General features: G+C 63.6%; 27 protein-coding genes and 3 pseudogenes. 14 read left to right on the top strand and 16 right to left on the bottom strand.

Features of this window, described 5'->3' with window-relative positions; translation table 11 throughout:
- Positions 1–30: 30 nt before the first annotated feature.
- Genes FCN77_RS11145 through FCN77_RS11130 form a run of 4 tightly spaced genes read left to right on the top strand, consistent with a single transcriptional unit; the run spans position 31 to position 3,131 of the window.
- Positions 31–270 carry a hypothetical protein gene (locus tag FCN77_RS11145; protein ID WP_137322315.1) on the top strand — a complete coding sequence of 80 codons (240 nt, stop codon included), beginning with the start codon at positions 31–33 and terminating at the stop codon, positions 268–270.
- Positions 251–1,135, top strand: coding sequence for a potassium channel family protein (locus FCN77_RS11140; RefSeq protein WP_368074329.1), 885 nt, complete (start codon positions 251–253; stop codon positions 1,133–1,135). The genes FCN77_RS11145 and FCN77_RS11140 overlap by 20 nt, the downstream gene beginning before the upstream one ends.
- Positions 1,136–1,178: 43 nt before the next feature.
- Positions 1,179–2,198, top strand: coding sequence for a beta-ketoacyl-ACP synthase III (locus FCN77_RS11135; RefSeq protein WP_254678949.1), 1,020 nt, complete (start codon positions 1,179–1,181; stop codon positions 2,196–2,198).
- 21 nt (positions 2,199–2,219) lie between these two features.
- Positions 2,220–3,131: a response regulator gene (locus FCN77_RS11130; protein WP_137322314.1), complete on the top strand. Its 912-nt coding sequence runs from the start codon at positions 2,220–2,222 to the stop codon at positions 3,129–3,131.
- A gap of 175 nt (positions 3,132–3,306) precedes the next feature.
- Here FCN77_RS11130 and FCN77_RS11125 read toward each other — a convergent pair whose 3' ends face one another.
- The 3 genes and pseudogenes from FCN77_RS11125 to FCN77_RS27370 form a co-directional block, all read right to left on the bottom strand.
- On the bottom strand, positions 3,307–4,608 hold the full coding sequence (locus FCN77_RS11125; RefSeq protein WP_137322105.1) for an ISL3 family transposase: 1,302 nt from the start codon (positions 4,606–4,608) through the stop codon (positions 3,307–3,309).
- Positions 4,609–5,336: 728 nt separating this feature from the next.
- Positions 5,337–5,663 (bottom strand): annotated as a pseudogene (locus tag FCN77_RS11120) (ArsR/SmtB family transcription factor); the annotation flags it as partial.
- Positions 5,664–5,712: 49 nt separating this feature from the next.
- The gene (locus FCN77_RS27370) at positions 5,713–5,844 is read right to left on the bottom strand and encodes a hypothetical protein (protein WP_302647384.1); all 132 of its coding nucleotides are present in this window, start codon (positions 5,842–5,844) and stop codon (positions 5,713–5,715) included.
- Between the two features lie 52 nt (positions 5,845–5,896).
- On the opposite strand from FCN77_RS27370, the pseudogene FCN77_RS26300 reads away from it, so the two are divergent.
- A pseudogene (locus tag FCN77_RS26300) lies at positions 5,897–6,100 on the top strand (ATP-binding protein); the annotation flags it as partial.
- A gap of 288 nt (positions 6,101–6,388) precedes the next feature.
- Here FCN77_RS26300 and FCN77_RS26295 read toward each other — a convergent pair.
- Both FCN77_RS26295 and FCN77_RS25940 read right to left on the bottom strand, forming a co-directional pair.
- Positions 6,389–6,838, bottom strand: a complete 450-nt coding sequence (locus FCN77_RS26295; protein WP_217496279.1) for a type II toxin-antitoxin system RelE/ParE family toxin — start codon at positions 6,836–6,838, stop codon at positions 6,389–6,391.
- A 553-nt stretch (positions 6,839–7,391) separates the two neighbouring features.
- Positions 7,392–7,547, bottom strand: coding sequence for a hypothetical protein (locus FCN77_RS25940; protein WP_175417229.1), 156 nt, complete (start codon positions 7,545–7,547; stop codon positions 7,392–7,394).
- A 271-nt stretch (positions 7,548–7,818) separates the two neighbouring features.
- Here FCN77_RS25940 and FCN77_RS11100 point away from each other — a divergent pair, with 271 nt between their 5' ends.
- Entirely contained in the window at positions 7,819–8,250 is a 432-nt protein-coding gene (locus FCN77_RS11100; protein WP_137322312.1) for a DUF309 domain-containing protein, read from the top strand.
- 123 nt (positions 8,251–8,373) lie between these two features.
- Positions 8,374–9,192 (top strand): DUF1206 domain-containing protein, encoded by an 819-nt coding sequence (locus FCN77_RS11095; RefSeq protein WP_137322311.1) that lies wholly within the window; start codon positions 8,374–8,376, stop codon positions 9,190–9,192.
- A 270-nt stretch (positions 9,193–9,462) separates the two neighbouring features.
- Here FCN77_RS11095 and FCN77_RS25935 read toward each other — a convergent pair whose 3' ends face one another.
- The 3 genes from FCN77_RS25935 to FCN77_RS11085 all read right to left on the bottom strand — a co-directional run bounded on the left by FCN77_RS25935 (position 9,463) and on the right by FCN77_RS11085 (position 10,550).
- On the bottom strand, positions 9,463–9,615 hold the full coding sequence (locus FCN77_RS25935) for a hypothetical protein (protein WP_175417228.1): 153 nt from the start codon (positions 9,613–9,615) through the stop codon (positions 9,463–9,465).
- Positions 9,616–9,763: 148 nt separating this feature from the next.
- Positions 9,764–9,970, bottom strand: a complete 207-nt coding sequence (locus FCN77_RS11090) for a hypothetical protein (RefSeq protein WP_137322310.1) — start codon at positions 9,968–9,970, stop codon at positions 9,764–9,766.
- Between the two features lie 268 nt (positions 9,971–10,238).
- On the bottom strand, positions 10,239–10,550 hold the full coding sequence (locus FCN77_RS11085) for a hypothetical protein (protein WP_137322309.1): 312 nt from the start codon (positions 10,548–10,550) through the stop codon (positions 10,239–10,241).
- Between the two features lie 965 nt (positions 10,551–11,515).
- On the opposite strand from FCN77_RS11085, the gene FCN77_RS26810 reads away from it, so the two are divergent.
- From FCN77_RS26810 to FCN77_RS11070, 3 genes are all read left to right on the top strand, one after another.
- Positions 11,516–11,974: a hypothetical protein gene (locus FCN77_RS26810; protein ID WP_254678948.1), complete on the top strand. Its 459-nt coding sequence runs from the start codon at positions 11,516–11,518 to the stop codon at positions 11,972–11,974.
- A 174-nt stretch (positions 11,975–12,148) separates the two neighbouring features.
- On the top strand, positions 12,149–12,508 hold the full coding sequence (locus tag FCN77_RS26805; RefSeq protein WP_254678947.1) for a hypothetical protein: 360 nt from the start codon (positions 12,149–12,151) through the stop codon (positions 12,506–12,508).
- An 8-nt stretch (positions 12,509–12,516) separates the two neighbouring features.
- Positions 12,517–12,912 carry a hypothetical protein gene (locus FCN77_RS11070; protein ID WP_137322307.1) on the top strand — a complete coding sequence of 132 codons (396 nt, stop codon included), beginning with the start codon at positions 12,517–12,519 and terminating at the stop codon, positions 12,910–12,912.
- 200 nt (positions 12,913–13,112) lie between these two features.
- On the opposite strand, the gene FCN77_RS11065 is transcribed toward FCN77_RS11070, so the two are convergent.
- The 4 genes from FCN77_RS11065 to FCN77_RS26290 all read right to left on the bottom strand — a co-directional run bounded on the left by FCN77_RS11065 (position 13,113) and on the right by FCN77_RS26290 (position 16,928).
- Positions 13,113–13,910, bottom strand: a complete 798-nt coding sequence (locus tag FCN77_RS11065) for an IclR family transcriptional regulator (protein WP_217496278.1) — start codon at positions 13,908–13,910, stop codon at positions 13,113–13,115.
- A 123-nt stretch (positions 13,911–14,033) separates the two neighbouring features.
- Positions 14,034–15,383 (bottom strand): MFS transporter, encoded by a 1,350-nt coding sequence (locus tag FCN77_RS11060; protein WP_137322306.1) that lies wholly within the window; start codon positions 15,381–15,383, stop codon positions 14,034–14,036.
- 4 nt (positions 15,384–15,387) lie between these two features.
- Positions 15,388–16,626 (bottom strand): FAD-dependent monooxygenase, encoded by a 1,239-nt coding sequence (locus FCN77_RS11055; RefSeq protein WP_217496277.1) that lies wholly within the window; start codon positions 16,624–16,626, stop codon positions 15,388–15,390.
- Positions 16,623–16,928, bottom strand: coding sequence for an FAD-dependent monooxygenase (locus tag FCN77_RS26290; protein WP_217496276.1), 306 nt, complete (start codon positions 16,926–16,928; stop codon positions 16,623–16,625). Before FCN77_RS26290 ends, FCN77_RS11055 begins: the two co-directional genes overlap by 4 nt.
- 123 nt (positions 16,929–17,051) lie before the next feature.
- Between FCN77_RS26290 and FCN77_RS11050 the strand changes: the two genes are divergently transcribed.
- The 4 genes from FCN77_RS11050 (at position 17,052) to FCN77_RS11035 (ending at position 20,655) form a co-directional block, all read left to right on the top strand.
- Positions 17,052–18,056, top strand: coding sequence for an amidohydrolase family protein (locus tag FCN77_RS11050; RefSeq protein ID WP_137322305.1), 1,005 nt, complete (start codon positions 17,052–17,054; stop codon positions 18,054–18,056).
- A gap of 167 nt (positions 18,057–18,223) precedes the next feature.
- Complete coding sequence (locus FCN77_RS11045; RefSeq protein ID WP_137322304.1) at positions 18,224–19,093, top strand: dioxygenase; 870 nt, start codon at positions 18,224–18,226, stop codon at positions 19,091–19,093.
- 11 nt (positions 19,094–19,104) lie between these two features.
- Positions 19,105–20,169 carry a maleylacetate reductase gene (locus FCN77_RS11040; RefSeq protein ID WP_137322303.1) on the top strand — a complete coding sequence of 355 codons (1,065 nt, stop codon included), beginning with the start codon at positions 19,105–19,107 and terminating at the stop codon, positions 20,167–20,169.
- Between the two features lie 93 nt (positions 20,170–20,262).
- Positions 20,263–20,655, top strand: coding sequence for a nuclear transport factor 2 family protein (locus FCN77_RS11035; RefSeq protein WP_137322302.1), 393 nt, complete (start codon positions 20,263–20,265; stop codon positions 20,653–20,655).
- A gap of 273 nt (positions 20,656–20,928) precedes the next feature.
- On the opposite strand, the gene FCN77_RS11030 is transcribed toward FCN77_RS11035, so the two are convergent.
- From FCN77_RS11030 to FCN77_RS27675, 4 genes and pseudogenes are all read right to left on the bottom strand, one after another.
- The gene (locus tag FCN77_RS11030) at positions 20,929–22,353 is read right to left on the bottom strand and encodes a glycoside hydrolase family 32 protein (protein ID WP_137322301.1); all 1,425 of its coding nucleotides are present in this window, start codon (positions 22,351–22,353) and stop codon (positions 20,929–20,931) included.
- A 348-nt stretch (positions 22,354–22,701) separates the two neighbouring features.
- Entirely contained in the window at positions 22,702–23,697 is a 996-nt protein-coding gene (locus tag FCN77_RS11025) for an aldo/keto reductase family protein (RefSeq protein ID WP_137322300.1), read from the bottom strand.
- Between the two features lie 11 nt (positions 23,698–23,708).
- The gene (locus FCN77_RS11020) at positions 23,709–24,692 is read right to left on the bottom strand and encodes a LacI family DNA-binding transcriptional regulator (RefSeq protein WP_254678946.1); all 984 of its coding nucleotides are present in this window, start codon (positions 24,690–24,692) and stop codon (positions 23,709–23,711) included.
- Positions 24,693–24,746 (bottom strand): annotated as a pseudogene (locus FCN77_RS27675) (hypothetical protein); the annotation flags it as partial. It abuts the gene before it with no gap.
- Between the last annotated feature and the right edge of the window lie 94 nt (positions 24,747–24,840).

Raw genomic sequence — 24,840 nt, 5'->3', positions numbered from 1 at the left:
GCGCCCGGCCCCGCGCACAGGAGGACAGCCATGGACAAACACCTCAGTAACATCTGGTCCGCCTCGGCGGAACTGGAAATGATCCAGTTCCGGAACGACCAGGCCCACGAGCGCCTCGTCCAGGCCCTGTGCGAGGCCATGGCAGCACGGATATCCCCCGCCGCCGCAGCAGCGGCTGCCAACATGAGCCTGAGCGAGCTCTTCGACACGCTGCGCGGGCGCAGAACCACCCCCTCCGCGGAGAACAGCAATGCGGTACACGACTCGTAAGCCCCGTCCCGTCGCGGGGACGGGCAACGACGCCCGCCCCGGTCCCGGCGACCGGGGCGCCGCCCGTGCGCGGCAGCGGCCCGGCCACCCGGCCCTGACCCAACAGGCCTGGCGCCGGGCGTCGGAATGGCCGCTGCTCGCCGCCGCCGTTCTGTTCCTGGCCGCCTACTCGTTCCAGGTCATCGCCAACCTGCCCGAAGCCCGGTCAGGAGCAATCGAGGCCGTAATCTGGGTCACCTGGGCCGCGTTCGGCGTGGACTATGCCATGAATCTTCTGCTGGCCCCCCGCCGGGGCAGATGGTTTCTCCGGAACCTCCACGAACTGCTCATCGTGGTCCTGCCCGTCCTGCGGCCCCTTCGCCTGCTGCGTCTGATCACGCTCCTGCAGTTGATGCACCGCGCCGCCGGGAGCGCCCTGCGGGGCCGGATCATCGCCTATGTCCTCTCTGCCGCGGCCCTGCTCACCTACGCCGGCGCCCTGGCCGCCCTGGACGTGGAACAAAACACCACCGGAGCGAACATCACCACTTTCAGCGACGCCCTCTGGTGGGCCGTGGCCACCATCACCACTGTCGGCTACGGCGACTTCTACCCGGTCACGCAGCTAGGCCGGTTCGTCGCCGCCGGACTCATGATCGGCGGCATCGCAGTCCTGGGGATAGTCACCGCCGCCGTCGCCTCCTGGCTCGTCGAAAACGTCGCCGCTGAAACCGCGGCCGAACTCGGCGCCGTCGAGGCACCCATGCACGAAGAACTCACCCGGCTCACAGTCCGCATCGAAGAACTCACAGCCCGAATCGAAGAACTCACCGCCCCCTCCCGGGAGCATGCCATCGCCGAACACGTTTCCCCTCACCCGCGCTGACGGGCACCGTCATGCCATACCGCACCCAGACCAGGAGCCACCCATGAACCCGTCCCCGCCCCGTAGCATGCCGGACGCGCCTGTCCGCGGATCCCGTGTCGTCGGCGTCGGATCCTACCAACCCGGCAGAATCCTCACGAACAGTGAACTGAGCCTGATTGTGGACACCAGTGACGAATGGATCCGCAGCAGGGTGGGCATCGAATCGCGCCGCATCGCGGACACCGAATCCGTGGCCGACCTGGCCATCCAGGCCGGACTGGACGCCCTTCAGGACGCCGCGCTGGACGCCGTGGACCTGGACCTGATCATCGTTGCCACCGTCACGGCCAAGGACCGTTCCCCAAGCACCGCTGGCCGGGTCTCGGCCAGCATCGGAGCCGGGTCACCGGCCGTTTTCGACGTCAACGCCGCCTGTTCCGGTTTCACCCATGCGATGGCCATCGCCGATCAGGCGATCAGGGCAGGGTCCGCGACCACGGCCCTTGTCATCGGAGCGGAAAAACTCAGCGACTTCACCGACTGGGCCGACCGTAGCACCTGCGTCCTGGTCGGAGACGGAGCCGGCGCGGCAATCCTGACAGCCACCGACGAACCCGGTGTCGGGCCGGTCCACTGGGGCTCAGTACCGGGCCTCGCACAGGCAGTCAGAATAGAAGAGCCCTCCCTGCACCTGGAGCAGGAGGGCCTCACCGTCTACCGCTGGGCCATCACACAGGCAGCGCAACTGGCACGCCGGACCTGCGAACTGGCGGGAATCCGCCCCGAGGATCTCGCCGCGTTCATTCCGCACCAGGCGAATCTGCGCATCATCGAACCCCTCGCCGACCAGCTCGGCATCCCCCGGGAAATCACCGCCCGCGACGTGATCCACTCCGGGAACACCTCATCAGCCAGCATCCCGATCGCCCTGGCTAAACTCGTACGCACCGGGGAAGTACCCCCGGACAGCCCCGCCTTGCTCTTCGGGTTCGGCGGCGGGTTCGCCTTCGCCGGCCAGGTCATCCGCACACCCCGGAACATCGCAGCCATCCTCCCGGCAGGCGCCCCGCCCCTCTTCTGACCGCCCCGCCCACCGACACCGCTGCTGTGGCGGGACCATCGGCACTTACGGGGTCCAAACGAACGAACGAAACTTAAATGCGCACTGCGACGACTCAGGACGAGGAGGAATGGAATCAACAGGCATGAGGCCGGCCCTTCAACGACACCCGGCCCGGGCGTCCTGATTCTGGCCTGCCTGCCTTCGGTCCGGGAGGAGCTACGGATACTTCTGGACAGCGAGGGGTTCAGGCCGGCGCACACAGCCGGTTCCGCAGCTGAAGCCCTGCCGCAGGTCCTGAGCATCCGGCCAAACGTTGCCGTGGTGGACATCCGGCTGGAGGACAGTACCGCAGTCGAATTCTGCCGCGCCGCACGCGGTCTTCTGCCCTCGCTGCAGTTCCTGCTGCTGGCCAGCTACGAGGATGACCTCTCGGTCCGGGAAGCGGTCCCCGCTGGAGCCAGCGGCCTGGTGCTGCGACAGCTCCGACGGGATGTTCTGCTGTCCGCCATCCGGCGCACAGCGGGCGGGAACTCCCCTATCAACGCCACCGTCAGATCCCAGGTCATCCACGACTTCTCCTCAGCTGCCGCCCGGACCGTGGACGGGAAGCCCCGGCCGGTCACGTCGTCCCCCGTCAACCTGGCCCCTGCGGAGCGTGATCTGCTGTCCCTGCTCGCACACGGACGGGACGATGAGTGCATCAGCCAGGCACTCGCCGTTCCCCCTGGAGCGGTCCCTGCGCTTGTGCGTACGGCACTGACGAAACTGGGCATCGACCCGCAACCGCGCCCACGGAACCACAGCCAAATGAACAATGACGCCGGTCAGGAGGTCGCCGGCGACCACCGCGACGTGCCGACGCGAGGTGTGCGCACGGAAGCACTCCCGCACCCCGAAGCGGGTGGCCCGCTCCGGAACCCACTACCCTCGCCGCGTCGGGTCGCACAATGATGCCGGTCCGATTCAGCGCACGGACTGTCACCGAAAAGAAGCAGGAGCACCATAATGAAAAACAAGCTCGTATTCGTATCAGGTATGGCAGTCGGCTTTGTCCTTGGGACCCGGGCAGGCAGGGACAGCTACGGGAAACTCAAAGCAAAAATGGCTCTCCTGACTTATCCGTGGGCTAATTTCGGCCCGGGAGCACCGGTTTGTGACCGCCGAGGCTGAGCATGGCCAGGGCGATGAGGGCCTCGGGTGATTTGAAGCCGAAGGCGATGCGGGTGATGAGTCTGATCTTGGTGTTCATGGATTCGATGCGTCCGTTGGAGAGCCCGTGCTCGATCGCTGCGAGGATGGATTCCCGGTGTTTGACGATGCTCTTTTGCAGTTTCACGAACGATGGAATGCGGCACCGGCGCGCCCAGGCAACCCATTTGTCGAGCGCTTCTCCGGCTTCGTCGTAGGGCAGTTTGAAGACCGTGCGCAGCCCTTCCTTGAGGTAGTACGCCCGGCCGAGTCCGGGGTCGGTCTGCACGATCCAGGCGAGCTTGGCCTGCTGCTTTTCGGTGAGGTTCTCCGGGTTCTTCCACAGCGCATAGCGCGAGTTCTTCACCCCGGCGGCAAGAGTGCTGTGGGGCCTGGCCGGGGCGTCTTTGGACGGGCGTCCCCGGCCTCGTTTGGCCTCTCCGGTCCGGGCCGCCCGGCGGGCGTCGTTCCACGCGCCCCGGCGGACCTCGTCGAGGGCTTCGGTGGCCCATTTGACGACGTGGAACGGGTCGGCACACCTGATGGCGGCGGGACACCGGGCGGCCACGACAGCGGCGATCCAGTCGGCGCCATCCGCGGAAACATGCGTGATCCCGGCGCACCGTTCTTCTCCGAGGGCATCGAAGAACGTGCCCAGGGTGGCCTTGTCCCGGCCAACGGCGGCCCAGACCAGCCTGCCGCTGTCATGGTCCACCACGACGGTCAGGTACTTGTGCCCGCGCTTGTAGGAGATCTCATCGATACCGATCCGGACCAGGTTGGCGAAGGGGTCGTAAGTGGCCGCCGTGTCCTCCCAGACCCGGGTGATGATCGCCCCGACGGTCCGCCAGGCAATGCGCATCAGCGCGGTGATCGCGGTCTTGGATGTCTGGGTGGCAAGCCAGGCGACCTGCGCATCGAAATGATGGGTGTGTCCGGCCTGATGCCTGGCCCACGGGACGGCGGCCACGGTGACGCCGTGTTCACGGCACCGGATCCTCGGGGCGTCGGCCTCCACCTGGACCTGGACCGTGCCGGCATCCAGGGAACGCCAGCGCCGGCGGCCGTGCCCCTGGTCGTATTTCGGACACCTGCGCCGGCAGATGCCGCAGCGGTTCCGGACCGATCCAGTCGGGCGGACCGAGGCGACCAGGACCCCGGCTTCGTCATCAAAATCGATGGCTTCGACGACTGTTTTCTCGACACCGAGCAGAGTTCGCCATAGTCTTGCATTTCGCACGCCGTTTTCCCGCTCTAATAGTTTCTGTTCCTTAGACAGTCAGAAACCTAGACAGGAAACGGCGTGCGGCCGTTAAGGCGCTCCGAAAACACCCACAGTTACGTCAGGAGAGCCGCAAAAATCCGCGGTTTACGGGAAGGCCCAACCCACAGGGACAACGTCTCCGACACCGCCGGGCCCCCGGGAACAAAACACCTGAGGTTCACGAACCGGCAAGCCAGGCCGGGACGAAAGCGAAGGAAGAAATCACCGGCGCACCCCCGCACGACACCACACCGCACAAGAACGAAGCGACATCCGGTACCCCTAAGCACGACACCCCAAAGGCCTATGCCTCGCCCGAAAGCGACTTCTACGGCATAGGCGGACCGGCCTCGCATGAGGCGCCGGACGCTAACACCGCACAGCAGGCGCACCGCGATGAAACCGGCGGCCAGAACCGTACGGACTAGATTTGGAGGGTCAATCCACCGGAGACAGCCGCGACCACCCGGGTGATCACAGCGGTGATCAGTCCACTGGCCGCACCCGCTCCGGGGCTTACGCCGAGGCCAGCGCGAGGGCGGCGCGACGATTCCGACGGTGTCGCCGGCGACGCGGTCCCCTTCCAGCTGCGGGGCAGTTCGGCGTTGTCCTTCCGGGAAGGCAGCAGCGTGCGCGCGGTATTCAGGGCCCTCACAGGGCCCTGCCTGCGGGGCGGCCTCAACTGATGTTTCCCCCGAATATTCCAGCTGTTCGCGGGTGGTGTGGAGCATGTCATTGAGCAGCAATCTGGCCACAGCCAGAAGGTCCGCGACCTGTGGGTAAGCAAGCGAGTAAAACATCTGCAGGGCCCTGCGTTCGCCCTTCACCAGATGGTAGCGTCGCAGCACCGTCAGGTGCTGCGACAGATGGGAGGCTTCCAGCCCAGTCGCGGCAAGCATGTCAGTAACCGACACCTCCGGCGCCGCGGAGAGCAGTTCCAGTACCCTGATCCTCACGGGGTGGGCCAGCCCCTTGAAAAGGTTGGCCTTAACCTCGTATAAGGGTGCCCGGAAATCCGAGATTTCTTCCATACCTGCCTCCCGTCGAATGCAACGCGCTCTGGTTACATTTATAGATCCATCATCCACTAACGCAGGTGGTGGATTTGCTGGCCTGCATGTTGGCAGCTGCCGACTTCTCCCCTTGGAAGCGAAAGACGACGGTCGACGGACCAATGGCAGGATCCGAACCATCGGCCAGGATCTCGCCCACGAACAACCCTTCCTGAGGCCGTTGGCAGCTGAGGCTTTTGATCCTAGTCTGGTCCTTCTCCGGCTGGACCAAGACCTTCAGCGACCCATGCCTCTGCGCCGCCATCGTGGACCGCTTCACCTTTGATGGTGCCATCATCGAGACCGGCACAGACTCTTACCGGCTCGCTCACACCAAAGCCCACAGGCCCGGTAGGTGCCCGCACAAAGAGGCCGGTTTGACCTCGATATTGCCGGAGGACGGGAAACTCCGCTGAGCCTGGTTACCGTTCCAGGGCCTCGAATCACCGCCCCCTGTTGGTGGTGCGTGCCGGGAAGAGGAGTCACTCACGCCCCTCGCAGTGACCTCGTTCTCGAGTTACCACACGGAGACCCTATAACCTCACATCCCAGCAGGCGGAGGGCCCACCAGCCAGGACCCTGAACCCGCCACCCACATAACCGAACAGGCGACCGCGGCGCCAGGCCAAGCAGGGAACAGTGTCAAAGGGACCCGCGGGAGGGTCAATGTCCACACATTAAAGCAAAACCCCTCTGACGAGGGGTTATGCGTGCCCGAGGTGGGACTCGAACCGGGTTCCAGCCCTTGCAAACACTGGGATCCCGCGGAAACATCCGGAATCCGGGCCGATCCGACCCCGGTACGACCGAGCCCGAGGCCCAGGGTGTGCACATTGTGCACACCACTTTTTCCACCTTTTGAACCTCGCTGTACGGGCAAGACGACTGCCGTCGCGGATCGCTCCGAGTCGCTTCGTCAGGCGATCTGGATTCGTTCGTCGCCGAGTTCTACTTCGATCCGACCGCCCGCTCGATCCCGGCCGCAGCTCCTTCATGTTCTTATGCCGTGAACGAACCACTGTGTCGACCAATGGACGACCAAGTTGAGGTCCGCGCTCGGCGAGAAGCTCTAATGCAGCAACAATCTGCTCATACGAGTCTTGGTCAAGACCCAACAGCCGCGGCTCAACTAGTCCCACGTCAACATTCCACATCGAGTCCATAATACAACTCAGGGGTTCTACAACTCAAGTGCTATATTGCGGGCCGCCACTTGTTGGACGTGCAGGAGGGACGAGCCGTCACACCCATGACGGTTGTGGCCGGGCAGTGCGTCGCAGAGAAGATGATCTGCCGAGTCGATCATGTCGTCGTATTCGAGCCGAGAACTCAGGCACCTCAAGGCGCTTCAGCAGTCCGGGCGTCGTGGCTCATAACGAAGTCCCGGCCCGCGCTGATTTCTTGCCTGTGCCGGTGACGCTGGACGTCCGACCCGACAACTTGACCAAGAAGCGCCGACTTGGAGGTCCTTCAGAAAACCGCTGAGACCAAAGCGCGGGCAGCGACGCCTGGCGCGGGTCGTCAAACACCCGGCAGACTGCCTGACTCACTCGGCAGGGCCACCGCCTTCGCTCACTCCAACCCAAATTCGCAAACCGGGAATATGGGTCCCTCGGACGCATTTGGAGCCACACTCCTGAGGCAGCGGCCTCAACCGTAGCGTAGCTGCGTACGTCCTGTCGTCGCGCGGCTTGATTCTTGTTGGGTTCAAACGATTAGGGCATGCAGATCGACGGCGAAGAACGCGACGAGCGGCCAGAGAAGTATGGCAGCCAGACCTTCCAAAACATTACCCGGGATATTCCAGGCCACGAGGTAGCCGTGAGTTCCAGCAACCAGCAGTCCGATGACCAGATAGATCACCCCGATAAGACCTATTCCGCGTCCGCCCAATCTGCGTCTGCCAAATCCGCGCATCATCGCTTCTCTCCCAATGTGGGGTGGGAGCTAAAGTATATTCCGCGCAGTCGGCTTTGTGTATGGTCAGTGGCGACACCTCACGTCGGGTGCATGAACCCTCCGACGAGCCCCCGCAGAGGACCTAAGTGCGGTGACGGATGTTCGAACGGCCGGGTCTTAGCATTGGACGTATGAAGGTTGACAAGGTCCAGGGACGCCCAGCGCGGAAACTGCAATGACTGGTGACAGGGATCGGGACGCTTCAAGGCGCCCGCGACAGGCCCGGCCACGTGACGCTCTTGGGCGGCCGCTGCCGTACGGAAGCGCTGGCGTCGAACCGGTCTCGGAGGAGCCGCTGCCGCCGGCGCAGACTTTAGTCTCGGCCCGGAGTCTCGTGGAAGCTGGCCGGCCCTTCGCCGCCCATGAAGTACTCGAGGCCCGCTGGAAAGCTGGGCCAGCCGAAGAACGCAACCTTTGGCAAGGACTCGCCCAAATCTGCGTCGGGCTTACCCACGCCGCCCGGGGTAACAGCGTTGGCGCGCTCCGGCTTTTCGAGCGCGGCGCCGCCCGACTCGAGGAGTACGGTTCCGGCGAAGGGCCGACCTACGGGCTCGACTTGTCCGCCGTTGTGAAATGCGCACGCGATCGCATGCGCACCGGCCCCTGACCCGGCCGCGGGCCAGTTCGTCTTCGCCGGCTCAGACCGGGCCTGTTTGAGCGTGGGCTCCCGTGAGAAAATAGCGTGTTGCACACCAACGCATTTGCGCGCGCTGGCACTGAGGATCGGAAAATGAAGAAAGAGCTGAAGGACGCCGCGGACGCGGTCGAGGAAGCATCGAACTCCAGGGCTCTCGTGATCGCCGCCAGGGCAGGTTTTGCCGTCAGCGGCGTGTTGCACGTTCTGACCGGGTCCGTCGCTATCCAGTTGGCCTCCGGCAAGGCCGGACAGGCGGACCAGGGCGGGGCCGTCGCCCAGCTCGCCGGCCAGCCCGCGGGACTGCTGCTGCTGTGGACCGGATTCGCTGCCTGTGTGGCGCTGGCGCTCTGGCAAATCGGTAACGCCGTGTTCGCCTACGGTCAGCTGGAAGCCAAGAAGAAGGTGGGGAAGAAACTTTCCGCCTCAGGCAAGGCGGCAGTGTACGCCGTCATCGCGCTCACCTTCGCTGCCTCAGCAAGCGGACACAGCAAGAACAGCGGACAGTCCACGAGCGATTTCACGGTCTCAATCATGAAAGCACCCGGGGGTGCGTTACTGCTGATCGCCATCGGGGCCGCGGTCGCCGTCGTCGGCATTGTCTTCGTGGTCCTCGGATTCAAGGCATCGTTCAAGAAGGATCTGCGGCTGCCGTCCTCGGGCACGGGCCGGTCCGTTGTGACGGGGCTGGGCGTGGTCGGCTACGTAGCCGAGGGCATCGCACTGTTTCTGGTGGGATTGCTGGTCATCATTGCCACCGTTAACGCCCACCCTCAGGAGTCCACCGGCTTGGACGGCGGATTGAAGGCCCTGCGCGAGCAGCCGTACGGAGTTTATATGCTGACCGCCGTCGGCGCCGGTCTGATCTGCTATGGCCTTTACCTGATGGTGAAGGCCAAAGTCGCGCGGATGTAAGCCGCCCGCCGACGCGGCCGGCTCCTGCTCCACTGACTAGGGGGGAACGGCCGGCCCGCCCGGGAGCCGCCAGGAGCGCGTCGACAGGCGAAGAGGCAGCGCAGCGGGAAGGTCACCAGACCTCACCGGTGCCGATCTGCGCGAAGCGGACGCGAGCCCTGCCGATCTTGCGGAAAGCCTCTGTTCACACCCGGATCCAGATCAATGCGGCCGTGGACGATTCCAGGACAAAACGACCCGCAGCACACAGACTCCTGCCGCCCGGGCTATTCAGGTCCTCCTGCGCCCCATGAAGAAACCGACGGCAGCGAGGATCAACAGCACCACGCCAACCCAGATCAGGAAGTTCAAAGAAGGAACCAGTCCGCCTCCGAAGAGGAACAGCGCCGCAAGGACCACTACGACGATCAGAAGGACGTTCATGACCGCTACCCGCCTTTCTTTTTTGAAACGTTCAACAATGACACCGCCACCGGGCCTGGCCCCGGGTGGGTACTCCGCAATCCAGGCCTACCGGCGGCTCTTCACAAGAGCCCGGTTCCGGCCCGACCACCGGGCTCCGGGCCCGGGGCTACTGCGATGGCTGGGGAATGTCACAGGCAATCTTGGGGTTCAGTCCCGTGTAGTTCAGCGGCCCCGCAACGATTGTCAGCGCGACAGTTCCAACCGAGGCGCAGAATGCCGGCTGACCGGCGAAATAACCACGCTGAACGGCTGCGGCGACGCCGATCACAAGCCAGACGACCACTAATATTCCGACGATGATTCTGGCCCGCATTCGTCCTCCGATACCGGATTCTGCTGACGCTGCAGCGTAATTATTCACACGGTGGAGGGAACTGATCCATCGCGGATCAGAGCGGCAGCCTTAGCGGATCTTCTGGCCCGACCTGGTGGCGGCTGCTCTGGCCATCGCCGGAGGTTTCTTATCCTGGCCCGGTTCCTTGAGCAGGCCGGCCGGGCTGACTGGCATCGCCGCCCGGGCCCGGCTGACCATCCCCGGCCTGCGCGTCCCGGCGTCCGCCGGCATCAACATCCGGATCCAGTTAATCAGCTTCCCGGACCCGTTCCTGCGAAGCTTCACGAACACTCCGTGCCTCTTCCTGACCATCGCGGGCCTCCCGACGGAGGCGTTCGGCATCCACGTTGGCCTGCTGTGCGTCCGCTTCCGCCCGGGCCGCCTTCGCTTCACCCTCCCGTGCGCCGAGTTCATCCGTCTCCGCCTTCTCGCGTATCGCGATCGCCCGACGCCGGTCAGCCTTCAGCTTCCCCTTGCGGCCGAAGAAGACCACCAACCCAACAATTACGAGAGCCACTACGACGACGATGATGATCCACAACAGCTGGCCCGAATCCATGATGATCCGCCTCTTTCCGCTTGCGGCAATGGAGAGACCACCAGTAAACAACAAAACTTGCCAACAGACCATGGAATGAGCGGCGGTGTCAAGCGGTCGAAGCAACATCCCCAACCGGACAGCCACAGCCGAACCGGTTTGCTCCCGGTGTCAATGTCCACCCATCCGAATCCCCGACCTGGTGACGGCCACACACGAGTTCTGGCTGGCCAGGTGGACCGTGGCCAGCGCCCGCACCTCCAGAATCATCCGGAGGGTATCGGCTCCGCCGGACCGTCGTGCGGTTTGTTTTTGTGCCGGGCCTCCTGCAGATGCTGCTCAAGCTTCAATTCAGCATCCCGGCGCCGCCGGCCCACGGTGCGCAGCTGCCGGGTGATGGGCGTGCCCCAATCACCTCTGCCCTGCGGCACGTCATGAATCCCCTCATGGGCACGTACCGAACCGCGTCCTCCGCATGGTTCTCGCTCATAATCGGATGATCGCACTGCGTCAGGACATGCGACAGGGTATTGAGGCCTTTTCCTGCAGACCGCCGGGCCTTTGGCTGGCGAGCCGCCACTACATGGGGCACTGAAACGCGTGTAGCGGTCCGGTAGTCCCCCGAATGTTCCACCCGAGAGTCATGTCGAAACCGCATGCGGCAGGCATGGATAAGCGCCGGCGCGAAACCGCCGGCCGCAGGACACAAAATAGGCGAGGCCACCGCGGGTCATGTCGGAAACGACGCCCAGAGCATGAATAGACGCAATGGAACCACAGGACGAGCGGAGAGGACTCACGTGATGGACAACTGGGCGGCCGGCCATCCTAACAACGCGACAGACACCGATTTTCCCGGAGGTCATGTCACTCAGAACGCCAGGACGCATGAACTGACACCGGCCGAAAAGTTTGCAGGAAGGGACCACAATGCAAGCCGAGCGGACGCCCGTCGACGGGGTGTGCACATTGTGCACACCCTCTTGATGCCTTGCAGCAGCACACCGAACGGGACAGAGAACCCTTCGACATGCAACGCCGTCATCGGCGTGGTCCAGGAGTACCGCGCCAAGAGGTTGCTGGACCGGCTGGCCGTTCTTGATGCCCCGCGGGCAAGGGTGCTCCGTGAAGGCCACGTCCAGGAAGTTGCAGTTTCCGATGTCGTCTTGGACGAGGTCACGGTGCTCCAGGCCGGAGACCAGGTCGTGGCAGACGCCGTAATCATCGGCGGAGATCGGCTGGAAATTGACGAAGCCCTCCTTACCGGTGAGTCTGATCCCGCGGGCAAGGCCAGGGGCTCGACCGTGCGGTCGAGGTCCACCATCACCGCCGGGCAAGGCGTGGCGCGGGTAGTTGGCGTGGGATCCGGCTCCTATGCCAGCCAGCTCACGGCTGAAGCCAAACGATTCCCACTGGTTAATTCGGAGATACGCAAACGGGATTGACCGCGTCCTTCGATGGATCAGCTGGGCGCTCCTTCCTGTCGGCGCGATCGTCACCAATGGCCAGATGCAGGCGAAAGACGGCTGGGACGTGGCTTCAGTACCGGGGCCTGGGTGTAGGCGCTCGTTGGAACGGTGGCGGGGGCCATCGCGATGGTTCCCTTGGGCCTGATGCTTATGACCAGTGTTGCATTTGCGGTCGGGGGCGTTCGGCTTGCCCGCCAAGATGTGCTGGTGCAGGAACTGGCGGCTGTGGTGGGCCTGGACCGTGTGGACGTTTTATGCGTCGATAAGACCGGGACCCTGACCGAGGGCAGGATGGTTTTCGACGGTGTGCACGCTGCCGGCAGGTCCTATCCGCCAGGCTGGAGGGAGGCGCTGGGATGGTTCGGCGCCGACCCCCATGCCAACGCCACCGCCCGCTGCCTGGCAGGCACCTTCGCCTTCAACGGCAAGCGGGCCCCAACCGCTGTCGTCCCCTTCTCTTCCGCCCGGAAGGCTATCGGAACCCTGACCCGCAGAAGTTCGACAAGGTAACCATCAAAGTGTTGAACGACGTCACGGCGCGCACTAACGCCCTCGTCTCCGGGCAGGTGGACGCGGCGACGCTGGATCCCAAAACCGGAAAGCAGGCTGAGGCTGCGGGGATGGTGTTGACCCGCAGCGCAGTCAACTGGCAGGGACTTCTGCTATTTGACCGAGACGGAAAGATCCACCCCGAATTGGCCAACACGGCCAAGGTCATCGCTCCCAGCGTTGTCGCCATCGGCGGCCGCCTTGCCCAGGCCGGCCCGCTGCGTTTCGAGAGCGTTCGAGCCTCTGTCGAGATGAGAAGTCTCCGAACGACCGGGCACCGGGTGGAAATTCGACAGGCAATTATCGGTACAGGCAATTATCGGTACCGATGCTGTTTTGCTCGGAGGTATCGCTTTCTCCGGTGACGTGCTTGGAGATGGGCTAAGCGGCCTTCCAGGTTGGATGATGCACACCCCGCTCGCGCAGTCCGCCTGAGTCTGGCCTGTCACACCCCAACCGGCAAAGCTCACCTGCTGCTCGTCGCATCATGTCAACGACGGACGCCGACACTGAAAAGGAAGCACCAATAGATGTCGCGCCACGTCCTGACCGTATAGGGCGGCCTTCACGATGCTTTGTCGGTGGAAACGCCCAACTCGCTGGAGATTGTCCGTGTGGTTTCGAGGAGGGCAGCTGTCACCTTGTCCATCTCGCCTTTGTCCACTTCTTCGGCCGGAAAGACGACGGTGATGGCGAGGGGCAGCGAGTCCACTGAGGAAAAGACGGGGGCCGAGATCGAGGAGATGCCGGGGATGATCCCCCCTGATGTGATCGCGTAGCCTGCGGCAAGGACTTCGCTGCGCTTCCGGCTAATGTCAGCGTCCGAGTATGCCTCGGCCCTGAATCGTGCCCGGTCAGCCGTCAAGGCAGCGGCGGACATGGATTCGGGCAGGTAAGCGAGAAATACAAGTCCGCCGGAGGAAGTCAGCATAGGAAGTTTTGCACCTACCCGGACATTAAACGGGAGTACGTGGGCGCCGTAGTCCCAGCGGACGACCACCGGCCCGTCCTCACCCCAAACTGAGAGGTTGACGGAATGCCCGCACGCGTCCCGCAGCCGCATTGCATAGTCCGAGGCCACGGAGACTTCGTTTGTCCGGCGCAGGGACTCGGCGCCAAGCCGCCGCATGGCCGGCCCGAAGTCGTACCTGCCCGTCTTCGGAGACTGGGAAGCCAGCCCGGAGCGGACGAGGCTGACCAGGTACCGATGGGCCTTGTTGGGCTGGAAGCCGCTGCCCTCGGCAATCTCGGACAACGACATCGGGCCGCCGCCAGCCTCGAGGGCCTGCAGTACCCGCATTGCCAGCTCCACGGACTGTATACCTTGACGCTCGGAGGCTGACTCCTGGTCCAAGTCGCTCAAATCAGGTCACTTCCTTTTGTCTTTTCGCCTCGGCACCCGATGCGCTACTGGCCACACCCCAGTGGGTGATGTCCGAATGGGGTGCAGCCAGTGTACTTGGCGGGGTGTGCCCTTGAGTGGATCCTAGGCTTCCGGCTCCGGGATTCCGGTCCGGGGCGCATTCGTCGCTGCGGGTAGTGTAATGGTCTTCACCCTCACTTGGGGTACGAGCATTGAGGCTATGGCTCCGAGGACTGCCGGGATGGCGAAGGCGTAGAAGTTCCATTCGAGGGAGAGTCCTGAGGTCATGACCCAGGCGCCGAGGGAGGGTCCGACGATGGCGCCGAGGCGTCCGAAGGAGAGCGCCCAGGCAAGTCCGCTTCCGCGGATGTCATCGGGGTAGCGGGTCAGGATGAAGCCGTTGACGAGGATCTGGGAGCCGATGAAGCCCACTCCGCTGAGGAACATGAAGATGAACAGTACGATCACGTTGGGGTTCAGGCTCATGACGATCAGGCTGACGGCACCGGTCAGGAATGCCACGATGACCACCGGTTTGGCTCCTATGGCGTCGGCGATCCGGCCGCCGATCACGACGCCGACGCCGACGCCGACCCACATGGCGGCGGTTTGCAGCAGGGCCGATCCCAGGGAGTAGCCGCTGGCCTGCAGCATCGTTGGAAGCCAGGCGGTGATGCCGAAGACCAGCAGGAGGCCGCAGAATGTCATCACCCAGAAGAGCAGGGTTGCGGTGGCGACTCCGGGAGAAAAGAGCGGGCCGATGCCGGCGAGGTGCCGCTTTCCGGCGACGGTCAGTACCGGCACGGGCAGGCCCATGGACTCGCTGAGTCGGTGTGCGTCCTCAATTTTGCCGGTTCGGAGGAGGTGGACCGGCGGGACCGGCAGCAGTTTCCAGGCGAAGGGCAGGATAATAAGGACCGGGAGCACCCCGATGAGGTAGAGCCAACGGTACGAGACGCCCGGAAGCATGACGGCTCCGAGCAGGGGCGCTGCCAGGCCGCCGGCGGCATAGCCGGCCATGACGATGCCGGTGTTTCGGTTGCGGTGGGTGGGGACGGACAGGTCTGCTACATAGGCAAGCAGCGTGGGCAGGACGACGCCGAGGCCGAGACCGACAAGTGCGCGGCCGGCCCCGAAGAGGGCCACATTCTGTGCCGATGCGGAGATCACCATGCCGGCGGAGAAAATGATGCAGCTGGCCAGGATCAGCCGAAGGGCTCCGATCCGGCGCATCATGGCGCCGGCCAGGCCGGCTCCGATGAGCATGCCTGCCCCGACGACTGAGCCCAGCACTCCTGCGGAGGCTTTGTCTACGTGCAGTGAAGCGTCGGCCAGCAGGGCAGGGACGGACACGCCGTAGACTGCCAGGTCGTAGCCTTCGAGCGCGGCGATCACGAAGGCGATGGCCAGAAGGGACCGTTCCGTGATGGCCCGGACGTGCCGTTGTCCGACCGTCGTGTGTGTTGTTGACATGGGCCTACACTCCAATTGGTGCTGTAGTGCTGCTCACCGTTGAGCAGGCGTTGTGGTAGTCGCGGAGGAGTGAACCGTACTCAAGGCGCGTTCCCGCGGCTCCGTAGACGTAGAAATCGGGACGGACAAGAACAGCGGAACAGCCGTTGTTCCCGAACCAGTTCAGGTAGCTGCCGTTGACATCCGTGAACGAGCCGCTGATCTGTCCGGTCTCTGGATCGACGACGACGACGTCGGCGGAGATGTCGGCGGATGACGGGTGGGTCTCCCGGTACCAGGAGCCGTGGCAGAGCAGTTTGAAGCCGTATCCGAAGATTTCGTCGAACCGCCCGGATGCCGTCCCGGTGCGGACCTCGTCCTGGATGAAGAGGCGGCCGTTGGCCGGATGGGACATGGGGGCGATGAATCCCGGGCCCAGCCCGGGGAATTTCAGTTTCTCGGGCTTCAGGTTGTTCCGGCGGTTTGCGATGTACTGCTCGTCTCGCTGCCGGGCCTTCTCGGGATCGCGCATGGTCTGGACCTTGCCGAGTTCGATGCCCTTGTGCACGACGGCCGCCACATGGGGTTCCCGCTCGCTTTGGTAGGTGTCAAGGATATTCTCCCCCGCCCTGCCTGCGAGTAAGAGCTCGAGTTTGAAGGCCAGGTTCTGCGCGTCGCGGATACCGGAACACATTCCCTGTCCGAGGAACGGCGGCATCTGATGTGCCGCGTCGCCTGCCAGGACGATCCTTCCCTGCCGCCACGGGTGCGCGATCAGGGAACGGAAGGTGTACGTGGCCACGCGGATGAGTTCCGCCTGGTCCGGGGACAGGTAGTCGTTGACGCGTGCCCAGACCCGGTCCGGGTCGCGTTCAGTGAGGAATGCTTCTTCGGAGTCGAGCATGAAGCTGAAGCGGTGGTGTTCAGGGCCGAGTGAAATGATGGACTGCGGCTGCTTCGGATCGCAGACCTGGCGTGCGAGCGGAACGTCGACGTCACCGGTGAGCCGGAAGTCGCAGACCAGCCACGGCTCGGAAAACCCGAAGTCTTCCAACTCCGAGCCCATCCAGCCGCGGGTGAAACCGTTTCCGCCGTCGCAGGCCACCACGTAGGAGGCCCGCACGGCACCGTCCGGGACCTTCACGTCCACGCCGTCAGCGGATTCCTCATAACCCTCGACGGGGGCATTGAACCGCACGGTGACGTTCGACATGGAGCGGCACAGACGGTCCAGCTCCTCTTCGAGGTCAGGCTGATACATCATGTACCACTCCGCCCACCCCGAGGCCCCTTCAGTGCAAACTCGTGCTCAATCAGCAGATCGCCGGCGGCGTTGCGCCACTCGTAGTTCCGCTGGGCATTGATCTTGGGCAGCATTGCCTCAGCGATTCCCAGCCGGGCGAAGGTCCGCATCGTCTCGTCATCGAAAATGGCCGCCCGGGGCAGGTTGTAGAGCCCCGCGTACCTTTCCAACACCACAACCTTGTGGCCGGCCTGGCCCAGCAGCGCTGCCGTGGCCATGCCTACAGGGCCGTAACCCACTACGGCAACATCAAAAGTTTCCATCGTCATCCTCAGGTCTTGAAATGGACCACTCCTGTGATCCTTGACACAATGCCAGCGTAGGATTCATTATTAGTGAAGTCAATGCATATTGGTGAATTGATTTCGCGGCCAAAGGAGATCGTTTTGAAAAAGATTGCCCTCGAAGAACACTTCGTCACCCCGGACCTCGTCGGATACGGAAGCAGCACCAGCTCCATCGCCCAGCCCCAGGCCTGGGCGGACGCCTCCAGGCGCCTGCTCGACTTCACCGAAGAACGGCTTCCGGAGATGGACCTGCACGGAATCGACATGGAAGTCCTTTCCCTGAACTCCCCCGGCATCCAGGCCGAGCAGGACCCGACCACAGCGATCGCCAAGACCAAAACCGTGAACGACTTCCTCGCCGGAATCATGGCCGAACGCCCCACACGATTCTCCGGCTTCGCAGCCCTTCCCCTGCAGGACCCGCAGGCAGCAGCCAAGGAACTCGAACGCGCGGTCACCGAACTCGGCATGAAGGGCGCGCTCGTGAACGCCCACACCAACGGCATGTATCTGGATGACCCGAAGCTCCGCGTCGTCTGGGAGATCGCCGAAGGCCTCGACGTGCCGCTGTATCTGCACCCGGCCAACGGTGTGGACACCGCCCACGTGCTGGACGGTCACCCGGAACTCGTCGGCCCCATGTGGAGCTGGGGCATCGACACCTCAACCCATGCCCTCCGTTTGATATTCGGCGGAGTTTTCGATGACTTCCCCAAGGCCAAGCTCCTCCTGGGCCACATGGGCGAAGGACTCCCCTATGCCCTTTGGCGGCTGGATTCCAGATGGGACTTCCACAACCACCACGGCATCGAACTGGCCAAGGGCAAACCATCCGAATACCTTCGGGACAACCTCTACATCACGACCAGCGGCGTGTGTTCGCCCGCGCCCCTGCTTTGCGCAATCCTCGCCGTCGGCGCTGAACACATCCTCTTCGGAACCGATTACCCGTTCGAGACGATCGAAGAGGCCGCCAAATTCCTCGACAACGCACCCATCAGCGAATCGGACCGGGAGAAGATCAGTTTCCGCAACGCCGAAAAACTGCTGCGCCTAGAAGAACCGGCGGCCGCTGTACCGGGGCTGGCTACGGCTTCACGCTAGCCGGACTGGGCCATCCGGCTGCACTAGCATCAGGGTGCAGCCGGTGCCGGCCTTGCAACCCGGAGGGGACTCGTCGCTAAGGCCCCGTCGATGTCTCCTGGACGTACGACCTAAGAATTCCCCGACAATCACCCTCCCCGCTAACACCCATTCAGGAAGACGAGACCATGGCAACGAACGTTGACGCCGATACCCTCACCTCGGAAGTGCTGCAAAGCTTCTCCACCACCCCGGACGAGAGACTCAAACAGATCCTGGGCAGCCTGACCGCACACCTGCACGCCTTCGTCCAAGACATAGCCCCTTCCATCCAGGAGTGGGAACAGGCCATCGACTTCCTGACCAGGACCGGAAAGACCTGCACCGACGTGCGGCAGGAATTCATCCTTCTCTCCGACGTCCTCGGCGTCTCCATGCTCGTTGAGACCATCAACGGGCAGGAAACCCCCGAGGCGACAGACTCGACCGTCCTCGGCCCCTTCCACATGGTCGAATCCCCGGCCCGTGAACTCGGCGACGACGTCTCCCCCGAAAGTGAAGGTCCGCGCTGCGTAGTCAGCGGCCGCATCATCTCCATCGACGGGACGCCCATCCCGGACGCCAAGATTGACATCTGGCAGGCGGACACCAAGGGCTTCTACGACGTCCAGCAGCCGGGCATCCAAAGCGTCGGCAACGGCCGGGCACTGCTTCGCTCAGACCCAGAGGGCCGCTTCCACTTCCGCAGCGTCGTCCCGATGTACTACCCGATCCCCACCGACGGACCCGTCGGCGAACTGCTGAGGGCGACCGACCGCCATCCCTACCGTCCCGCCCACATCCACTTCCTCGTCACAGCGCCGGGCTACCGGGAACTGACTACTCACATTTTCATCGGCGGCAGCGATTACATCGACTCTGATGCCGTGTTCGCCGTCAAGGGGTCCCTGGTCAAGGACTTCACCGAGAATCCGGACCCGGAAGATGCCGCACGGCACGGCATTCCAAGCCCGTTCCGACACGGCCGCTTCGACATTGTCCTGCACCCCGAGTTTTAGGAGAGACCGCCATGTCCATCCCGTTTTTCTATGAAGCACTGCCGATGCGCGTCAGCTTCGGCGCCGGCTACAGGTCCAAGCTGGCCGATGAAGTCAACAAACTGGGCCTCAAGAGGGTCCTCGTCCTCGCTACCGGATTCCAGACGGATCTCGCCCAGGAGATCTCCGATTCCCTCGGCGATCTCAGCGTCGGTGTCTACGCCAAGGCCGAAATGCACGTCCCCATCGAGACTGCCCGGGACGCCCAGCGCTTCGCCACCGAAGCCGGGGCCGACGGCTGCATCGCCGTCGGCGGCGGCTCCACCACCGGCCTGGGCAAAGCCATCGCCCTTGAATACGGCACCCCGATCATCGCCCTGCCCACCACCTACGCGGGTTCTGAAATGACGCCGGTCTGGGGACTGACAGCCGACGGCGTAAAGAAAACCGGAAAGGACCCGAGGGTCCTGCCCACCAGCGTCATCTACGACCCGGAACTGACCCTCTCCCTGCCGGTCGGCATGTCCGTCACCAGCGGATTCAACGCGATCGCCCACGCCGTCGAGGCCCTCTACGCCCCCGACGGCTCCCCAATCATCTCCCTGATGGCCGAAGAAGGAATCCGCGCCCTCATCACCGCACTGCCCAACATCGTTGATGACCCCCAAAACATCGAACACCGCAGCGACGCGCTCTACGGCGCCTGGCTCTGCGGGGCAACCCTGGGCGCCACGACCATGTCCTTGCACCACAAGCTCTGCCACACGCTGGGCGGCGCATTCAACCTCCCCCACGCCGAAACCCACACCGTCGTCCTCCCGTACGCCCTTGCCTACAACGCCCCGGCAGTCCCTGCCGCCGTTGAAGCGCTCCGGCGGGCCACCGGAGCCGCAGACCCGGCCGCCTACTTGCGCGAACTCAGCCTCGAGCTCGGCGCCCCCGCCTCGCTGCGCGAACTCGGGCTGACCGAAGAGAATGTCGAAACGGCCGTCGATCTCGCAACCCGCAATCCCTACGCCAACCCTCGCGAAATCACGGGCGACAGCATCCGCCGCCTACTCACCGCGGCCCTGAACGGCGACCCCGTCACGTTCTAACTCATCACAATCACACCTGATGGCCAGCGGGGGAAGCCCACGGCGTGCCCCGCTGCCTTTCCCGCCTGAAACACCACGAAGGAGCCCTACACATTGGCGCAGACGATCGGCCCTGACCACGCCCTCATCCGGGGCCTCGAAGACCAGCGGTATGCAGCGGTCCTTAACCAGGACTACGACACTTTCGAAGGCCTGTGCCACGCCGACCTCGTGTACGGGCACACAGGCGGAAACCGCGATTCGCTGGACTCGTACCTGAACAAGCTCCGCACGGGCACCCTCCGCTACCACCGCATCGATCACCCCGTGGACAACATTGTGCTGGTCGGAGACACCGCCCTTGTCTTTGGACAGATGAACGCCCACCTCACCGTCGATGGCAGCAATAGAATCCTCAACAACAGCACCCTCGCGGTGTGGACCAAAGACGGCGGCGACTGGAAATTTACCGCCTACCAGCCGACACCGATGGCATCCTCGGATTGAGCTGAGCCATGCACGGCGGCTGACAGTGGCCGCAAACACCCAATGAGAAGTCACAACCAGGCGTCACTCCCCCGACGGAAGGCAAATTGACAGTGTCTACTGAGAGACCATCACGGTGCAACTGCTGGAGGGTCAGCGTGAGCATGCGCTTTGAGACTCCGGACCCGGCAGTCCGCGGACCGGTCGGGCGGTTCCGCGGACCGACGTGGTACGGCAGTGGTTAAACAGAGGTGCATCCGTACTGGCTGAAGCAGGAGGAAGTTGGAGGACGGGCTATGGCGTGACCGTGAGTTCCCGGATCGTCAAGTTCCGGAACGTGGCCGCTCCTTCGTGGGCGTAGAGGCGGATGCCATTGTCTCCTTCAAGGGGGAACACCCGGTGTGAATGCACCACGCGCCCATCTCCGACAAACATCTCGACGCTCGTGCGATCCACGAGGATGCGGATGGTGAGCTGCCCTGTCGAGGGGTCGATCGGGGTTTGGGTTTCGCCGGCTGTGGGGTTGATCGTGGGGCGCCGGTTGACGTAAGAGAATGGGCCGGGCAGGAATACACCTGCGGCGACATGCCTGCCACCATCAGGGGCGCGGCATACCTCGAGACCAAGATTGGCGGGTGGCGCGGCCGGGTCCCACACCAGCTCGCAGGACAGGTCGTAGGCCAGTGACCGGACCTTCAGGTCCTTTGTACCTGCTACCGCCACATCGCCCAGGCGATGTTCGCACTTCACGTGGTTCCCAAGCGCGGACGTGGGGGCGGAAGCGAGGTAGTAGCCACCGTTTCCATGCTTGAGGCGGATATCGCGGACGATCATGTCGTCGCCGTTGTAGGCGTCGGTTGCGAGGGTAGGTGTGTTGTGGGGGTAGTCCCAGAAGTTCGCCCATCCGATCGCCCGGCGAAGGGTGTCGTCCTCGGTTCCCGATGCTTCGTGATGCGGGTAGGTCACTGCTCCGTAGAAGTCAAAGCCATAATCGAGCCATTCCGGCTCGGGACGGTCGGGCGTGAAGGAACTGCCGTCGAAGGCTCCAGTCCAGTAGGCGTACGTCGCGGGCAGTCCGCGACCCTTGCCGTTCGCACTGGTGCCGAGGACCCAGTGCGAGGTACCGTCGTCGGCTGTTATACGAAAGATGTCGGGGCACTCGAGCACCCCCAAGTCGTTACGCTGAAACTCGCCGACGCGCTGCCAGGACCGCAGGTCCGGTGAGGTGTAGAAACCGAGCTTTTGCCCTTCGGCGTTGACCATGAACCACCGGTCACGGTCAGCGTCCCAGATCACTTTGGGATCGCGGAAATCATTCACTCCCGGGTTGGGTAGCACCGGGGCCGGGCCGCCGGCCTGAAACGACCGCCCGCGGTCTGTGGAATACCAAAGGTACTGGGCCTGGCGGCCTTCCGGCGCTTGGGTGACAAGGGCTATTACCGCCCCCGCTCCGTATCCCGCAGTGTTTCGCTCGTCAACCACGAGGCATCCTGACCAGCAGTCGCCGTTGCTGTTGCTGAACTTCTTGATCGCGACACCCCGGTCACGGAACGTGACGTGATCGGTGGTGGTTGCACGGCGCCACGATGTGCCACCACCGCCATTGAGGTAGTCAGCGTTGTACAAGTAGTAGTAGTGGTACTCCCCGTCAAGGTAGATGGGTCGTTGGGGGTCGTTCTTCCAGTTGTCGGGCACGCTGAAGTGATAGTCCGGTCGCATCCGGGATGTTCCTCTCGAGAGCGAGCCGCCCGTTGCAGTGCCTTGGGCTATTGTCGTAGCTGCCGCGGCGGACCCGACCTGTCCCGACAGCGCAATCGATCCGCCGAGCGCAACCGCACTGGCTCCAGTGAGTAGTACACGGCGCGAGACCGATGGTGATGCTTCCATGAGTTTCACTTTCTTTACGGGCAGCATCGGTGCTGCCGCATAAGTGGGTTCTGATGATCTGTCCAAAGAGGCCCTATGGCAGGGCAACAGGCTCCGAGTAGTCCCAAGGACCCGTCAGCCGGGACCCCACCAAAAACCTGCCTTAGCAGCCGGGGCTCTATGGGTTGTGGCGGTTCCGGCTTAAACCCGCTCCGGGAAAGACTCAACCTTCGCAGGGTCGCGCTCCACGACGTCGCCAAGAGTATCGTCGATCAGTTCAAGCGTTTCGCGCCCTAGAACCAGCTCGGCAGCTTTGACTGTGTCGTTGAGCTGTTCGGGGCGGCTGGCGCCGACAATCGCTGCGGAAACGTTCGGGTTGGCCAACACCCAGGCCACGGCCAGGGTGGCTAACGGCACGCCTAGATCTTGGGCTATCGGCTTGAGCTTCTCCACGCGTTCCAGCACCTCCGGCTGCATGAACTTGTGCTCGGTCTTCAGTCCGCCGTCATCGTCGCTGAAACGGCTGCCGGCTGGAACCGTGGAAGCACCGTATTTGCCGCTCAACACGCCTTGAGCCAGCGGTGACCAGCACACCTGGGTGATCCCGAGCTCTTCGCAGACCGGTACTACCTCAGGCTCGATCACGCGCCACAGCATGTTGTACTGCGGTTGGCTCGACACGAGCCGGATGCCCAGTTCGGCCGCCAGCGCTGCGCCGGCCCGGATCTCTTCCACGGTCCATTCGGACACGCCGATGTAGTGGGCTTTGCCGGCATGGACGATGTCCGCGAAGGCCCCCATGGTTTCCTCCAGCGGGGTTTCGTAGTCGTAGCGGTGAGCCTGGTAAACGTCCACGTAGTCCGTCTGCAGACGCCTCAGCGAACCGTTGATGGATTCCATGACGTGCTTGCGGGACAGGCCGCGGTCGTTCTTGCCCGGTCCCGTGGGAAAGAACGCCTTGGTCATGATCTCTACGCCTTCGCGCCGGACTCCCTTCAGGGCTTCGCCGAGCATGGATTCGGCCTTGGTGCCTGCATAGGCGTCCGCGGTGTCGAAAGTGGTGATGCCCAGATCCAGCGCCTTGCGGACGCATTCCGTGGCGAGGTCCTGGTCCACGGTTTCGCCATGCGTAGCCCAGTTGCCCAGTGCTATGGCGCTGACGTACATGCCGCCGGTGCCGAGTTTGCGGTATTGCATGAAGTTTCCTTTCAGGGGGTGCCGGAGTGTCCGGCGGAATGAGGAGAATCCGGGGTCCTGGCAGTTGAGCGCAGGGCACGGGGAGGTGCGGTGGTCTCCCGCACAACCAGGCGCGCCGGAAACACGAGGGTGGCAGGGGGCCGTCCATTCAGGATGTCCAGGAGGATCCGGGCGGCGTCCTGTCCTTGTTCGGCTACTTCGTGGTCCATGGTTGTCAGGTCCACGACGTCACAGAGCTCATGATTGTCGAACCCCAGCACGGAGAAATCCCGTGGAACGTCCAAGCCTGCCTTGCGGAGGACCTTGAGAACACCGAAGGCCATCTCATCGGAGGCGACAAAAGCCGCTGTCGGGACCTGTTCCGCGACAAGCAGCCGCGACATGGCAGCGGCACCCCCGGCGACACTGTTCTCATCCAACTGTTCAAGCTTGCTGTCCCGGGGCAGTCCGACTTCGGAGAGGGCCTCCCGATAGCCCATGAGCCGTTGCAAGGGAGGTACACCGCCGAGGTTGCTGCCTTCCTCATCACGGATGCCGATGAACGCGATCCGTTCGTGGCCGAGATTTAGCAGATGCCTCACGGCAGCCCGCCCGGCGCCGACGTTGTCCACGGATACTGAACCGATGCCCTGCGCTTCCGCACCCAGCAACGCCACTGCCTGACCCTGCGAAGTGAGCGATTCCAACTCGTCCTTCGTGGGTTGCAGCGCCATGATGATGACCCCGTCAGTCCGGCCATGCAGATGCGCGCCACCGAAGAACCGCTCCCGCTGCGCAAGGGTGGCCAGCTCAAAAAGGAGCACGTCAAACCCGGCTTCGCGGAGGGTCTGCGCAGCTTCACCGATGACCTTTCCGAAAAACCACTTCGCCAGGACCGGCACCACAATGCCCACAGCGTGCGTCCGGCCCGTAGCAAGCCGCGAAGCAGCGGGAGACGCCGAATAGCCCAATTCCCGGGCGGCATTCTGCACGCGCTTGCGAGTCGCGGCTGACACGCCAGGGACGGAACGCAGGGCACGAGAGACCGTCGATACAGAAACTCCAGCCATTTCCGCGACCGATTCCACGCTTACTGTCATGCGTCCATGCTAGGACGATTTCAACAATTAACGCAAGCGCTTGCAAAGCGTCATATCCATCGAG

The organism is Arthrobacter sp. 24S4-2 (assembly GCF_005280255.1).
Lineage (GTDB): Bacteria > Actinomycetota > Actinomycetes > Actinomycetales > Micrococcaceae > Arthrobacter.
The sequence above is the reverse complement of the archived record's forward strand: the minus strand, read 5'-3'. Positions and strand labels throughout refer to the sequence as shown.

What these genes read in the sequence shown, in the direction of transcription:
- FCN77_RS11135 (WP_254678949.1), top strand. Translation starts at nt 1,179, where the DNA reads ATGAACCCGTCCCCGCCCCGTAGCATGCCGGACGCGCCTGTCCGCGGA.
- FCN77_RS11060 (WP_137322306.1), bottom strand. Translation starts at nt 15,383, where the DNA reads ATGTCAACAACACACACGACGGTCGGACAACGGCACGTCCGGGCCATC.
- FCN77_RS11090 (WP_137322310.1), bottom strand. Translation starts at nt 9,970, where the DNA reads ATGCGGGCCAGAATCATCGTCGGAATATTAGTGGTCGTCTGGCTTGTG.
- FCN77_RS11055 (WP_217496277.1), bottom strand. Translation starts at nt 16,626, where the DNA reads ATGATGTATCAGCCTGACCTCGAAGAGGAGCTGGACCGTCTGTGCCGC.
- FCN77_RS26290 (WP_217496276.1), bottom strand. Translation starts at nt 16,928, where the DNA reads ATGGAAACTTTTGATGTTGCCGTAGTGGGTTACGGCCCTGTAGGCATG.
- FCN77_RS26805 (WP_254678947.1), top strand. Translation starts at nt 12,149, where the DNA reads ATGACCAGTGTTGCATTTGCGGTCGGGGGCGTTCGGCTTGCCCGCCAA.
- FCN77_RS11145 (WP_137322315.1), top strand. Translation starts at nt 31, where the DNA reads ATGGACAAACACCTCAGTAACATCTGGTCCGCCTCGGCGGAACTGGAA.
- FCN77_RS11140 (WP_368074329.1), top strand. Translation starts at nt 251, where the DNA reads ATGCGGTACACGACTCGTAAGCCCCGTCCCGTCGCGGGGACGGGCAAC.
- FCN77_RS26810 (WP_254678948.1), top strand. Translation starts at nt 11,516, where the DNA reads ATGCCTTGCAGCAGCACACCGAACGGGACAGAGAACCCTTCGACATGC.
- FCN77_RS11045 (WP_137322304.1), top strand. Translation starts at nt 18,224, where the DNA reads ATGGCAACGAACGTTGACGCCGATACCCTCACCTCGGAAGTGCTGCAA.
- FCN77_RS11030 (WP_137322301.1), bottom strand. Translation starts at nt 22,353, where the DNA reads ATGCGACCGGACTATCACTTCAGCGTGCCCGACAACTGGAAGAACGAC.
- FCN77_RS11085 (WP_137322309.1), bottom strand. Translation starts at nt 10,550, where the DNA reads ATGGATTCGGGCCAGCTGTTGTGGATCATCATCGTCGTCGTAGTGGCT.
- FCN77_RS11025 (WP_137322300.1), bottom strand. Translation starts at nt 23,697, where the DNA reads ATGCAATACCGCAAACTCGGCACCGGCGGCATGTACGTCAGCGCCATA.
- FCN77_RS11100 (WP_137322312.1), top strand. Translation starts at nt 7,819, where the DNA reads ATGACTGGTGACAGGGATCGGGACGCTTCAAGGCGCCCGCGACAGGCC.
- FCN77_RS25935 (WP_175417228.1), bottom strand. Translation starts at nt 9,615, where the DNA reads ATGAACGTCCTTCTGATCGTCGTAGTGGTCCTTGCGGCGCTGTTCCTC.
- FCN77_RS11095 (WP_137322311.1), top strand. Translation starts at nt 8,374, where the DNA reads ATGAAGAAAGAGCTGAAGGACGCCGCGGACGCGGTCGAGGAAGCATCG.
- FCN77_RS11040 (WP_137322303.1), top strand. Translation starts at nt 19,105, where the DNA reads ATGTCCATCCCGTTTTTCTATGAAGCACTGCCGATGCGCGTCAGCTTC.
- FCN77_RS26295 (WP_217496279.1), bottom strand. Translation starts at nt 6,838, where the DNA reads ATGTGGAATGTTGACGTGGGACTAGTTGAGCCGCGGCTGTTGGGTCTT.